We start from the raw sequence: 12,574 nt of genomic DNA, 5'->3' as shown, positions 1-12,574 counted from the left end.
CTACTGACATCCCTGGAGACCCCCATGGCCACCCTTCTTCACCTCGACTCCGCCGTCTTCCCCCAGGGTTCGGCGTCACGTGAGGTCACCGCCGCCTTCGTGGAGGCCTGGCGCGAGCAGCACCCCGACGGGCAGGTCATCTACCGCGATCTCGCCGTCACCCCGCTGCCGCATCTGGACGCCGCGGCCGCAGCCGCCGGCGCCGAGCACCCGCTGCGCAGTGAACTGGCCGCCGAGCTGATCGCCGCGGACGCGGTGCTGATCGGCGCACCGATGTACAACTTCTCGATTCCGTCGACCCTGAAGGCGTGGCTCGACCACGTGATCATCGCGGGCCACAACACCGGCCCCGACAGCCCGGTGGCCGGTACCCCGATCACGGTCGTCGCCAGCCGCGGCGGCTCCTACGCCCCTGGCACTCCGCGCGAGGGCGCCGAGTTCGTCCAGAACTATCTGGCGACGCTGCTGACGTCCATGTTCGCCGCCGAGGTCGACTTCATCGTCCCGGAACTCACCCTGGCCCACAGCAATCCGGCAATGGCCGAGCTGATCCCGCTGGCCGAGGCCTCCCGCGCGAAGGCGCTCACCGACGCCACGGAGAAGGCCAAGGGCCTCGCATCCCGACTCGCCGCCTGAGACACCTCAAGCACCCCCAAGCAACCCCAAGCACCTCAAGCGCCTGAACGCGCGAGGCCCCCGAGACACCCGGGGCGCCTGCGTACATACGGAAGGCCCGGGTCCCATGGGACCCGGGCCTTCCGTATAACGATCCCAGCACTCCCGCCCGACCGGCTCCCCCTGCGCCCGCGCTGCGCCCGCACCTACGGGCATCAGTCGGGCGTTTCACGTGAAACCAAGACCGGCCGACCGGTCCGGGCCAAACTGAAGAAGCCCCGCAAACCAAGGTCTGCGGGGCTTCTCTCTTGTGCGCGAGGGGGGATTTGAACCCCCACGTCCCTAAGGACACTGGCACCTGAAGCCAGCGCGTCTGCCGTTCCGCCACTCGCGCATGAGTGGTGTTTCCAGAATCTCTCACTTTTCGGTGCGAGCCCCTGGCGACATCAGGAAGATTAGCACGCTGGACAGGGCGGATTCACATCCCTTTGTTTCGTCGAACGCCTGACGGGAACCGGGAACCCGGACCCGGCGCCCCCCACTCCTCCTGAGTGCACCCAAGGTGCGGGACACTGTGAGGAGACCGCCTCTACGATCCGTGTGAGGGGGGACACTCATCCGCAGTGCAGACAAGGGGAACCAGCCGATTTCCCGACGCGTGGATACGATCAGTAAGCAGTACAGGGACGACGACACCGGAGGAGGTGCCCCATGGGAGTCATGAAGCGTTTCGAGCAACGTCTCGAAGGTCTCGTCAATGGCACTTTCGCCAAGGTCTTCAAGTCCGAGGTGCAGCCGGTCGAGATCGCTGGAGCCCTCCAGCGGGAGTGCGACAACAACGCCACCATCTGGAACCGCGAGCGGACCGTCGTCCCCAACGACTTCATCGTCGAACTCAGCGCCCCCGACTACGAGCGGCTCAGCCCGTACTCGGGCCAGTTGGGCGACGAGCTCTCGGGCCTGGTCCGGGACTACGCCAAGCAGCAGCGGTACACCTTCATGGGCCCCATCAAGGTCCACCTGGAGAAGGCCGACGACCTCGACACCGGTCTCTACCGGGTACGCAGCCGCACGCTGGCATCGAGTTCGTCACAGCAGAGCCAGCCCGAGCAGCACGGTTTCCAGAACCAGCCCGGACAGCCCGCCGGCCCGCCCCGTTCCGGCCACGGGCGCCCCGCCGCCCCGCAGCCTCCCGGCGGCTACGGCTACCCGCCCACCTCCGCCCCGCCCATGCCCGCGGCCCCACCGCCGGGCGCGGGGCGTCCCGCAGCACCCCCATCCGACCGGCGCCCGCCGGCCAATCCCAGCCCCCTGCCGAACACGCAGGTGCGACGCTGGATCGAGATCAATGGCACCCGCCATCAGATCTCCCGCCCGACGTTGGTGATGGGCCGCAGCACCGACGCCGACGTGCGGATCGACGACCCCGGCGTTTCCCGCCGGCACTGTGAGATCCGGACCGGAACGCCCTCGACGATCCAGGATCTCGGGTCTACCAACGGCATCGTGGTAGACGGGCAGCACACAACCCGCGCTACGCTCCGCGACGGCTCGCGGATCGTCGTGGGCAACACCACCATCGTTTACCGGCAAGCCGAAGGGTGAAGCGGGGGCAATGTCAGAGCTGACCCTTACGGTCATGCGGCTAGGTTTCCTGGCTGTTCTGTGGCTGTTCGTGATCGTGGCCGTCCAGGTCATCCGCAGCGACCTGTTCGGAACGCGCGTAACGCAGCGCGGCTCACGCCGCACTGCGAACGACGCGCGCCCGCCACAGGCACGCCAGACCGCTGCGGCACCACCGCAGCAACGCCAGCAGCCCGGCCGCCAGCGCCGGGGGGCGCCTACCAAGCTGGTCGTGTCCGAGGGCACCCTGACCGGCACCACGGTGGCGCTCCAGGGGCAGACCATCTCGCTGGGCCGCGCCCATGATTCAACGATCGTGCTGGACGACGACTACGCGTCCAGCAGGCATGCCAGGATCTACCCCGACCGTGACGGCCAGTGGATCGTCGAGGATCTCGGGTCCACCAACGGCACGTATCTGGACCGGACCCGTCTCACCACCCCGACGCCTGTTCCGCTGGGCGCGCCGATCCGGATCGGCAAGACCGTCATCGAGCTGCGGAAGTAGTACGACAATGAGCGAGCGGAGCGAGCGAGCCGCGGTGCCCCGGGCATCGGACCCGGCAGGGCTCCCGACCGGAGGGTGGGCAGTGTGGCGCGAGACCGGCTGTACCCCGAACCGACGGGCGAGGTGCGCATGAGTCTTTCCCTGCGCTTCGCCGCCGGATCGCACAAGGGCATGATCCGGGAAGGCAACGAGGACTCCGGCTACGCCGGTCCCCGCCTTCTCGCCATCGCCGATGGAATGGGCGGACAGGCCGCGGGTGAGGTCGCCAGTTCCGAGGTGATCTCCACACTCGTGCAGCTGGACGACGACGTCCCCGGTTCCGACATCCTCACCTCGCTCGGTACGGCGGTGCAGGGGGCCAACGACCAGCTGCGCATGATGGTCGAGGAGGACCCGCAGCTGGAGGGCATGGGCACCACGCTCACCGCCCTCCTGTGGACCGGTCAGCGGCTCGGCCTCGTGCACGTCGGTGACTCACGCGCGTACCTGCTGCGTGACGGCGTACTGACCCAGATCACGCAGGACCACACCTGGGTCCAACGGCTGGTCGACGAGGGCCGGATCACCGAGGAGGAGGCCACCACCCACCCGCAGCGCTCCCTGCTGATGCGCGCGCTGGGCAGTGGCGACCACGTCGAACCCGACCTCTCCATCCGCGAGGTCCGGGCCGGCGACCGTTATCTGATCTGCTCCGACGGCCTCTCCGGCGTCGTCTCCCACCAAACGATGGAGGAGACGCTCGCCAGCTACCAGGGGCCGCAGGAGACCATCCAGGACCTGATCCAGCTCGCGCTGCGCGGCGGTGGCCCGGACAACATCACCTGCATCGTCGCGGACGTCTTCGACGTCGACGGCAACGACACTCTGGCCGGGCAGCTCAACGACACCCCGGTCATCGTCGGCGCGGTGGCGGAGAACCAGGCCGCCCAGCTCAACGACGACGGCGCGATGCAGACCCCCGCCGGACGGGCGGCAGGCCTCGGCCGCCCCGTCCCGCCACCCTCGGGCGGCTTCGGACCGCCCGGCAGCGGTGACGGCTCCGGCTACGACGGAATGCCGGACGGGTCCTTCGGGTCCTACTCCGACGAGGACTTCGTCAAGCCCGGCGGCCGCAAGTGGCTCAAGAGGTCGCTGTACGTCGTGCTCGCGCTGGCGGTCATCGGCGGCGGCCTGTACGGCGGCTACCGCTGGACGCAGACCCAGTTCTACGTGGGCGCCAAGAACGACAACGTCGCGCTGTACCGGGGCATCGGCCAGGACCTCGCCTGGGTCTCGCTCTCGAAGGTGGAGAACGACCACCCCGAGATCGAACTCAAGTACCTGCCGCCCTACCAGCGCAAGCAGGTCGAGGCGACCATCACCGAGGGCAACCTCGCGGACGCCCGCGAGAAGATCGACGAACTCTCCGCCCAGGCGACTGCCTGCAAGAAGGACGCACAGCGCCGCGCAGCCGAGAAGAACGCCCCCAGTGACGAGGGCCAGGCCGGCGGTACGGACACGGACACCAACAAGTCGTCCGGAAAGTCCGGCACCACCAAGACCAACCAGACTTCAGCGACTCCCACTCCTGGTCCCAGCCTCTCGGAGGAAGAGAAGAAGCTGGTCCCGCAGTGCGGTAAGCAGTAAAGCCGTAGGGGGCCTTCAGCACTATGAGCGTTGTCACCAACACGACCACGATCGGCGCGATCGACGCACCGAGCCGGCGCAACACCGAACTGATGATGATGGTCTTCGCCATCGCCATCTCGGTGTTCGCCTACGCCAACGTGGGCCTGGCCTTGGACGGGAGCCTCCCGTCCGGCATGTTCGGTTACGGAGCGGGGCTCATCCTGCTCGGCGGCGTCGCCCACCTCGTGGTGCGCAAGTTCGCCCCGTACGCGGACCCGCTGCTCCTGCCGCTGGCCACCCTGCTCAACGGCCTCGGCCTGGTGCTGATCTGGCGGCTGGACCAGTCGCCCAGGCTGATCCAGCGAGCGGAGTACCTGTACGGCTCGTACAGCCCGGACGCCCCCAAGCAGCTGCTGTACTCGGCCATCGGCGTCGCGCTCTTCGTCGCCGTGCTGATCGTCCTCAAGGACCACCGCATCCTCCAGCGCTACACGTACATCTCGATGGTCGCGGCGCTGATCCTGCTGGTCATCCCGATGTTCTTCCCCGCGGTGAACGGCGCGAAGATCTGGATCAGCCTCGGCTCGTTCACCATCCAGCCGGGCGAGTTCGCCAAGATCCTCATCGCCGTGTTCTTCTCCGGCTACCTCATGGTCAAGCGGGACGCTCTGGCACTGGCCAGCCGCCGTTTCATGGGGATGTACCTGCCGCGCGGACGCGACCTCGGCCCGATCATCACCATCTGGGCCCTGTCGATCCTGATCCTCGTCTTCGAGACCGACCTCGGTACGTCCCTGCTGTTTTTCGGTCTGTTCGTCGTCATGCTGTACGTCGCCACCGAGCGGACCAGCTGGATCGTCTTCGGTCTGCTGATGTCGGCAGCCGGTGCGGTGGGGGTGGCGTCCTTCGAGCCTCACGTGCAGGAACGAGTGAACGCCTGGCTCGAACCGTTCTCAACGGCGACGATGGCGCAGAGCGACCAGATCGCCCAGTCCCTCATGTCATTCGGTTCCGGCGGCACACTCGGCACCGGCCTTGGCCAGGGACACTCGGACCTGATCATGTTCGCCGCCAACGCGGACTTCATCCTCTCCACCGTCGGCGAGGAGCTGGGGCTGGCCGGGATGATGGCCGTCCTGCTGATCTACGGGCTGATCGTCGAGCGGGGCGTCCGCACCGCCCTCGCAGCCCGTGACCCCTTCGGCAAGCTCCTCGCGATCGGCCTCTCCGGTGCCTTCGCGATCCAGGTCTTCGTGGTGGCCGGCGGCGTCATGGGACTCATCCCGCTCAGCGGTATGACCATGCCCTTCCTCGCATACGGCGGTTCGTCCGTACTGGCCAACTGGGCACTGATCGCCATCCTCATCCGGATCAGCGACACCGCCCGCCGCCCCGCCCCGGCCCCCGCGCCTACCTCCGACGCCGAGATGACCCAGGTGGTCCGACCGTGAACAAGCCCCTGCGCCGGATCGCGATCTTCTGCGGCGTCCTCATCTTCGCCCTGCTCGTACGGACCAACTACCTCCAGTACGTGAAGGCCGACGAGCTCAACACCCGCGACGAGAACCGCCGCGTCCGCATCGAGCGGTACGCCCACGAGCGCGGCGACATCATCGTCGACGGAGGCAAGGCCGTCACCGGGTCCAAGGAGACCGAGGACAGCGACTTCAAGTACAAGCGGGTCTGGCAGGACGGCCCCATGTGGGCCCCGGTCACCGGCTACTCCTCGCAGGCCTTCGGGGCCACCCAGCTGGAAAGCATCGAGGACGGCATCCTCACCGGCAACGACGACCAGCTGTTCTTCGACCGCACCATGTCGATGTTCACCGGCGACAAGAAGCAGGGCGGCAACGTCGTCACCACGCTCAACTCCGCCGCGCAGAAGGCCGCCTTCACGGGGCTCGGTGACAAGAAGGGCGCCGTCGCCGCCCTCGACCCGCAGACCGGCGCCATCCTGGCGCTCGCCAGCACGCCCTCGTACGACCCCTCGACCTTCGCGGGCAACTCCGGCAAGGACTCCAAGGCCTGGCAGGCGCTCCAGAAGGACAAGGACAAGCCGATGCTCAACCGGGCGTTGCGCGAGACCTACCCGCCCGGTTCGACCTTCAAGATCGTCACCGCGGCCGCCGCCCTGGAGAACGGGCTCTACACCGACATCGACGCCAAGACAGATTCGCCGGTGCCCTTCCGTATGCCCCAGACCACCCAGGACCTGCCGAACGAGGGCAACATCCAGTGTGAGAACGTCTCGCTCCGGGAGGCGCTGCGGATTTCCTGCAACACCGTCTTCGGCAAGATCAGCGATGACCTCGGCAACCAGAAGATGATCGACGAGGCCGACAAGTTCGGCTTCAACAAGGAAGTCTTCACCCCGGTCCGCGCCGACGCGAGCGTCTACCCCAAGGACAACCCGCCGCAGAACGCGATGGCCGGCATCGGTCAGGCGTCCAACCGCGCCACCCCGCTCCAGATGGCCATGGTGGCCTCCGCGGTCGCCAACGACGGCAAACTGATGCAGCCGTACATGGTCGCCAAGCGGCAGTCGCCCGGCCTGGACGACATCTACACCCACGAGCCGGAGCAGCTCAGCCAGCCCCTGTCGGGTGAGAACGCCCAGAAGATCCAGGAAATGATGAAGACCGTCGTCGAGTCGGGAACGGGCAGCAACGCCAAGATCCCCGGCGTCACCGTCGGCGGCAAGACGGGTACGGCCCAGCACGGTCTCGGCAACAGCGAGAATCCGTACGCCTGGTTCGTCTCGTACGCGAAGACCGACAGCGGTTCCCCCGTCGCCGTCGCCGTGGTCGTCGAGGACAGCAAGGCCACCCGCGACGACATCTCCGGTGGCGGCCTTGCGGCCCCCATCGCGAAGAAGGTCATGCAGGCGGTCATCGACAGCAAGAAGTGACACCCGTCACGCCGGACGCCATATCCGCACGTTGGGATACCGGTCGGATATCAGGTAGGGGCTGCGGGCTGATCACGTAGGGCGCGGCCGGTAGCGTATGCGCGAACAGCACACCGCCGGACCGCACACCGGTGCGGTCAGGACTGACGGAGAGGGCTGGAACAGTTATGGAAGAGCCGCGTCGCCTCGGCGGCCGGTACGAGCTGGGCTCGGTGCTCGGCCGTGGTGGCATGGCTGAGGTATACCTCGCCCACGACACCCGGCTCGGCCGCACCGTAGCTGTGAAGACGCTTCGGGCGGACCTCGCCCGCGACCCGTCCTTCCAGGCCCGGTTCCGCCGTGAGGCCCAGTCCGCCGCCTCCCTGAACCATCCGGCGATCGTCGCGGTGTACGACACGGGTGAGGACTACGTCGACGGGGTCTCGATCCCGTACATCGTCATGGAGTACGTCGACGGCTCGACGCTCAGAGAGCTGCTGCACTCGGGCCGCAGGCTGCTGCCGGAGCGCACCCTCGAAATGACGGTCGGCATCCTCCAGGCGCTGGAGTACTCGCACCGCGCGGGCATCGTCCACCGTGACATCAAGCCGGCCAACGTCATGCTGACGCGCACCGGCCAGGTCAAGGTCATGGACTTCGGCATCGCCCGCGCCATGGGCGACTCCGGTATGACGATGACCCAGACCTCGGCCGTCATCGGCACCGCCCAGTACCTCTCCCCGGAGCAGGCCAAGGGCGAGCAGGTCGACGCCAGGTCAGACCTTTATTCGACGGGTTGTCTGCTCTATGAGCTGCTGACGGTCCGGCCGCCGTTCATCGGTGACTCGCCCGTCGCGGTCGCCTACCAGCACGTACGGGAAGAGCCGCAGACCCCGAGCAACTTCGACCCCGAGATCACGCCCGAGATGGACGCGATCGTGTTGAAGGCCCTGGTCAAGGACCCGGACTACCGCTACCAGTCGGCCGACGAGATGCGCGCCGACATCGAGGCCTGCCTCGACGGCCAGCCGGTCGCAGCCACCGCGGCGATGGGCGCGGCCGGCTACGGCGGCTACGACGGGTACGGCAACGACCAGCCCACCACCGCCATGCGCCCCGCGGACCAGAACGGCGCCCAGACCTCGATGCTGCCCCCGGTCAACCCGGACCACGACGGCTACGGCTACGACGACCGACCCGACCGCCGCCGTCAGAAGAAGAGCAACACCTCGACGATCCTGCTGATCGTCGCGGGCGTCCTGGTGCTGATCGGGGCGGTCCTGATCGGCAAGTCGGTCTTCGGTGACACGAGCGGCGGCGGCGACAAGTTCGACGCGCCCAACATGGTCGGCAGCACCGTCAAGGAAGCGCAGAGGCTCGCCGACAACGCCACCATCGTGCTCAAGCTGGGCCCGAAGGAAGCGTGCAAGGACCAGCCGAAGAACAAGATCTGCCGGCAGACCCCGACGCCCGACGAGCAGATGTCGGAGAACGAGACCCTGACGGTCTTCGTCTCCACGGGTGCTCCGAAGGTCAGCGTCCCGGACGTCACGGAGAAGTCGGAGGACAGCGCGCGCAAGGTCCTTGAGGACCAGGGCTTCACGGTCAACGTCAAGTCGGTGGAGTCCGCCGACGCCCAGCCGGGCACCGTCCTGGACCAGTCGCCCAAGGGCAACGCCAAGGCCGAGAAGAACTCCGAGGTCGAGATCTCGGTCGCGACGGAGAAGCTGATCCTGGTGCCCCCGGTGACTGACCGTTCGTACGACGCCGCGCTGGACCAGCTCACGCAACTCGGCTTCACCAATGTCGGCAAGTCCGAGGTCGACAACGAGAAGCCCGCGGGCGAGGTCGTCGGTCAGACCCCGGCGGCCAACGAGAAGGTCGGCAAGGACACCGCGATCCTCCTCAAGGTCTCCAAGGGCCCGCCGCAGCCGACGACGAAGCCCGTTCCGGAGGTCAGGATGAAGAAGGTCTCCGAGGCCAAGCAGCTCCTGACCGATGCCGGCTTCACGAACATCCAGTTCGCGGAGGGCAGCTCCGACGACGACAACGCCATCGTCGCCAACCTCGACCCGCAGCCGAACACCCAGGCAGACCCGGCCGCCACCACCATCACGCTCACCACCATGGGCGGGGACGGGGACGGGGACGGTTTCCTGGGCGGGAACAACGGAAACAACAGCCACTAGCCGTCGCGCCACAGCACAGCACGGGGCCCCGATCACCTCAACGGTGATCGGGGCCCCTCGTGCTTGTCGGTGCTCGGCTCAGCGCAGCTCCGCCGGCTTCGTACGGTCGCGGTCGACCTTCTCCGTACGGACCAGCTCGCCCCACACGATGTAGCGGTACTTCGACGTGAAGACGGGCGTGCATGTCGTCAGCGTGATGTAGCGGCCGGGCTTCTTCTTGCCCGAGCCCTTCGGGACCTCCTGGAGCACGTCGACGTTGTACTTCGACGTCTCCGGAAGCTCCTTGAAGACCTTGTAGATGTACCAGGTGTCCTTGGTCTCGAAGACGACCGCGTCCCCGGTCCGCACCTTGTCGATGTTGTGGAACTTCGCCCCGTGGCCGTCCCGGTGGGCGGCCAGGGTGAAGTTCCCCTTCTCGGCAGAGGGGAGCGCCGACTTCACCGGGTCGGTGTAGTAGCCGGCGATGCCGTCGTTGAGGTTCTCGGTGTCGGTGCCCTTCTTGACGAGCACCTCGCCGTTCTTCATCGACGGGACGTGCAGGAAGCCGATGCCGTCCTTGGTGTCCAGCGCCCCGGGGCCGTCGGCCCAGCGGTCGCGGACCGTGTGGCCCTGCTTGGTCGCCTCGCGGTCGGCGAGCACGTTGGTCCACCAGAGGGAGTAGACGACGAAGAGGCCGAGCACCAGGCCCGCGGTGATCAGGAGTTCGCCGAAGACGCTGACCGCGGTCGCGAAGGGATGGCGGCGCGTGCGCCGCACCACGGGTGCGGACTCGCCGATCTGCTCTTGGTCCTCGGTCCTCGCTGCCACCGCACCGTCCCTGTTCTGATGATGTTCGGCCCGTTCAGTCCACGAGCACGTCGGGCTTCCCCTTGCTGCGCGGCCGTTCGTCGACCATCTTGCCCCAGACGATCATTCGGTACGTACTCGTGAATTCGGGCGTACAGGTCGTCAGTGTGATGTACCGGCCGGGCTTGGTGAACCCCGACTGCGGCGGCACCGGGCCGATCACCGACACATTGGACGGCGCGGTCTGGGGCAGCACACTCGTCATCTCGTACGTGTAGTAGGCGTCCTGGGTCTCGACCACGATCGGGTCACCGGGCTTCAGCCGGTTGATGTAGCGGAACGGCTCACCGTGGGTGTTGCGGTGGCCGGCCAGCGCGAAGTTGCCCTGCTTGTCCGACGGCATCGCCGTGCGCAGCGGCTTCTCGCCGTAGTGGCCGACCATGCCTCGGTCCAGGACCTTGTCCTTGCTGGTGCCCTCGGCGATCGGCGTGACCACGTCCAGCTTCGGGATGTGGATGATGGCGAAGCCCTGGCCGGCCTCGAACACGCCGGGGGCACGCTTCCCGCTGGCCCAGTCGTCCTGGATCTTGTGCGTCTCGTTGCCGGCGATCTGGTCGGCGCGCACATTGGTCCACCACAGCTGGTACGTGACGAACAGCAGCATCAGCACGCCCAGCGAGATGAACAGCTCACCGACCACCCGGCTGACCACGACGGCCGGGCTGTCCTTGGCCGCCCGCGCGGCCCGTCGTGCCTCGACGCGCGACATCGGCTTCGCGGGGGCGGCGGGCTCTGACCCTGTCCCTGTCCCCGTTCCCGGGCGCTGGTCGCCGCGCCTCCGTCCTCGGCTCTTGGCCGCACGCCGCCGCTCGGCCCGGCCGCCGGTGCTGTTCGGCTCCGCGTCCGAGGCGTCCGAGGCGTCCGGGGCGTCCACGGCCTGCACGGTTTCCGCGCGCCCGTCGGCCGGGACCACCGCCATGACTTCCGTGGCGTCCTCTGTGCCCGGCCCGCGTTCCGGCTCCGGGCGGAGCGGCGGCCGCTGTTGCGGCGGCTGCGACTGCTGCTGCGACTGCTGCTGCGCGCGGGACGCTATTCGCCGGGTGTCCGACGTCCGCAGAGCGACCGTCTCGTCGTGGGCGGGTGGCACCACGGCCGGGGCGGGCGGGGCAGCCGGGGCGGGCCCCTGGTGGCCGTACCAGTCCCGTTCGTATCCCTCGGGGTCGTACCACTCACGCGGGGGTTCCTGAGCCGCCTGCGGCCCGTGTGGCGCCTGCGGCGACGGCGAACCGGCGGCCCCCGGACCGCCGTCCGGACCGGCCGCCCTCGCGGGGGTGCTCTCCGCGCGGAACCAGGGGGAGGTGTGCTCCCCGGGCAGCGGGTCGTTCAGCGGGTCCGCCAGCTGGCCGACCGCCGCCTCGAACGCGCCCGCGGCCCCGTCCGTCCCCTCTTCGTGCGGGCCGTCCCGACCGGCGTCGCGACCGTGGCGCGGTGGGGTCACGCGACGGCCTTGCCCACCACCGGCGCGAGCCCCGCCGACCTCTCGACGGCTCCGGCGTAGCCGCACTGCGCGAGCCAGTTGGCCAGCATCAGGTGACCGTGCTCGGTGAGCACCGACTCCGGATGGAACTGCACTCCCTCGACCGCGAGCTCCCGGTGCCGCAGCCCCATGATGATGCCGTCGGCCGTGCGCGCGGTGACCTCCAGCTCCTCGGGAACCGTGTCCCGCTCCGCGGCGAGCGAGTGGTAGCGGGTCGCGGTGAAGGGCGAGGGCAGACCGGCGAACACGCCCTTGCCCTCATGGGTCACCTCGGACGTCTTGCCGTGCAGCAGCTCGGGGGCGCGGTCCACGACACCGCCGTACGCCACCGCCATCGACTGCATCCCGAGGCAGACCCCGAAGACCGGGATACCGGTCTGTGCGCAGTGCCGCACCATGTCGACGCAGACACCCGCGTGCTCGGGGGTGCCGGGGCCCGGCGAGAGCAGGACGCCGTCGAACCCGTCCTCTGCGTGGGCCGTGGTCACCTCGTCGTTGCGCAGCACCTCGCACTCGGCGCCGAGTTGGTAGAGGTACTGGACGAGGTTGAAGACGAAGCTGTCGTAGTTGTCGACGACCAGGATGCGGGCGCTCATCGGCCTGCCCCCGTCGCGGCCGCGCCGTCGACCGTCACATCGCCGAACGGAAGCAGCGGCTCCGCCCACGGGAAGACGTACTGGAACAGCACGTAGACAACCGCCAGGGCGAGCACGAGTGAGATGAACCCGCGCACCCACACGTTGCCCGGCAGATGACGCCAGATCCAGCCGTACATGCTGACCCCTCCGTATTCGATACGGGACCAGACTAAAGGGCGGAAG

At 68.2% G+C, this 12,574-nt stretch carries 11 protein-coding genes and 1 tRNA gene; 7 read left to right on the top strand and 5 right to left on the bottom strand.

From position 1 onward, the window contains the following. Positions 1 to 24: 24 nt before the first annotated feature. Entirely contained in the window at positions 25 to 636 is a 612-nt protein-coding gene (locus tag RLT59_RS18860; RefSeq protein ID WP_311304477.1) for an FMN-dependent NADH-azoreductase, read from the top strand. Positions 637 to 926: 290 nt separating this feature from the next. Here RLT59_RS18860 and RLT59_RS18855 read toward each other — a convergent pair. Further along, positions 927 to 1,009, bottom strand: a tRNA-Leu gene (locus tag RLT59_RS18855). A 317-nt stretch (positions 1,010 to 1,326) separates the two neighbouring features. Between RLT59_RS18855 and RLT59_RS18850 the strand changes: the two genes are divergently transcribed. The 6 genes from RLT59_RS18850 to pknB all read left to right on the top strand — a co-directional run bounded on the left by RLT59_RS18850 (position 1,327) and on the right by pknB (position 9,430). Continuing rightward, positions 1,327 to 2,220, top strand: a complete 894-nt coding sequence (locus RLT59_RS18850) for an FHA domain-containing protein (protein WP_311304476.1) — start codon at positions 1,327 to 1,329, stop codon at positions 2,218 to 2,220. Positions 2,221 to 2,230: 10 nt separating this feature from the next. Next, positions 2,231 to 2,746: an FHA domain-containing protein FhaB/FipA gene (locus RLT59_RS18845; protein WP_073733278.1), complete on the top strand. Its 516-nt coding sequence runs from the start codon at positions 2,231 to 2,233 to the stop codon at positions 2,744 to 2,746. Between the two features lie 129 nt (positions 2,747 to 2,875). Continuing rightward, positions 2,876 to 4,372 carry a PP2C family protein-serine/threonine phosphatase gene (locus RLT59_RS18840; protein ID WP_311304475.1) on the top strand — a complete coding sequence of 499 codons (1,497 nt, stop codon included), beginning with the start codon at positions 2,876 to 2,878 and terminating at the stop codon, positions 4,370 to 4,372. A gap of 23 nt (positions 4,373 to 4,395) precedes the next feature. Further along, the gene (locus RLT59_RS18835; protein ID WP_311304474.1) at positions 4,396 to 5,805 is read left to right on the top strand and encodes an FtsW/RodA/SpoVE family cell cycle protein; all 1,410 of its coding nucleotides are present in this window, start codon (positions 4,396 to 4,398) and stop codon (positions 5,803 to 5,805) included. Beyond that, positions 5,802 to 7,262, top strand: coding sequence for a peptidoglycan D,D-transpeptidase FtsI family protein (locus RLT59_RS18830; protein ID WP_311304473.1), 1,461 nt, complete (start codon positions 5,802 to 5,804; stop codon positions 7,260 to 7,262). Before RLT59_RS18835 ends, RLT59_RS18830 begins: the two co-directional genes overlap by 4 nt. A 167-nt stretch (positions 7,263 to 7,429) precedes the next feature. Beyond that, positions 7,430 to 9,430: a Stk1 family PASTA domain-containing Ser/Thr kinase gene (gene pknB / locus RLT59_RS18825; protein ID WP_311304472.1), complete on the top strand. Its 2,001-nt coding sequence runs from the start codon at positions 7,430 to 7,432 to the stop codon at positions 9,428 to 9,430. A 78-nt stretch (positions 9,431 to 9,508) separates the two neighbouring features. On the opposite strand, the gene RLT59_RS18820 is transcribed toward pknB, so the two are convergent. The 4 genes from RLT59_RS18820 to RLT59_RS18805 are packed head-to-tail and all read right to left on the bottom strand — an operon-like array spanning position 9,509 to position 12,528. Continuing rightward, positions 9,509 to 10,237 (bottom strand): class E sortase, encoded by a 729-nt coding sequence (locus RLT59_RS18820; protein ID WP_311304471.1) that lies wholly within the window; start codon positions 10,235 to 10,237, stop codon positions 9,509 to 9,511. 34 nt (positions 10,238 to 10,271) lie between these two features. Further along, complete coding sequence (locus tag RLT59_RS18815; RefSeq protein WP_311304470.1) at positions 10,272 to 11,714, bottom strand: class E sortase; 1,443 nt, start codon at positions 11,712 to 11,714, stop codon at positions 10,272 to 10,274. Then, positions 11,711 to 12,349 carry an aminodeoxychorismate/anthranilate synthase component II gene (locus tag RLT59_RS18810; protein ID WP_311304469.1) on the bottom strand — a complete coding sequence of 213 codons (639 nt, stop codon included), beginning with the start codon at positions 12,347 to 12,349 and terminating at the stop codon, positions 11,711 to 11,713. Before RLT59_RS18810 ends, RLT59_RS18815 begins: the two co-directional genes overlap by 4 nt. Beyond that, positions 12,346 to 12,528, bottom strand: coding sequence for a hypothetical protein (locus RLT59_RS18805; protein WP_073733271.1), 183 nt, complete (start codon positions 12,526 to 12,528; stop codon positions 12,346 to 12,348). The genes RLT59_RS18810 and RLT59_RS18805 overlap by 4 nt, the downstream gene beginning before the upstream one ends. Positions 12,529 to 12,574: the final 46 nt, after the last annotated feature.

The sequence above is a fragment of the Streptomyces sp. ITFR-6 genome (genome assembly GCF_031844725.1).
GTDB lineage: Bacteria > Actinomycetota > Actinomycetes > Streptomycetales > Streptomycetaceae > Streptomyces.
This window is presented reverse-complemented; position numbering and strand designations above follow the sequence as displayed.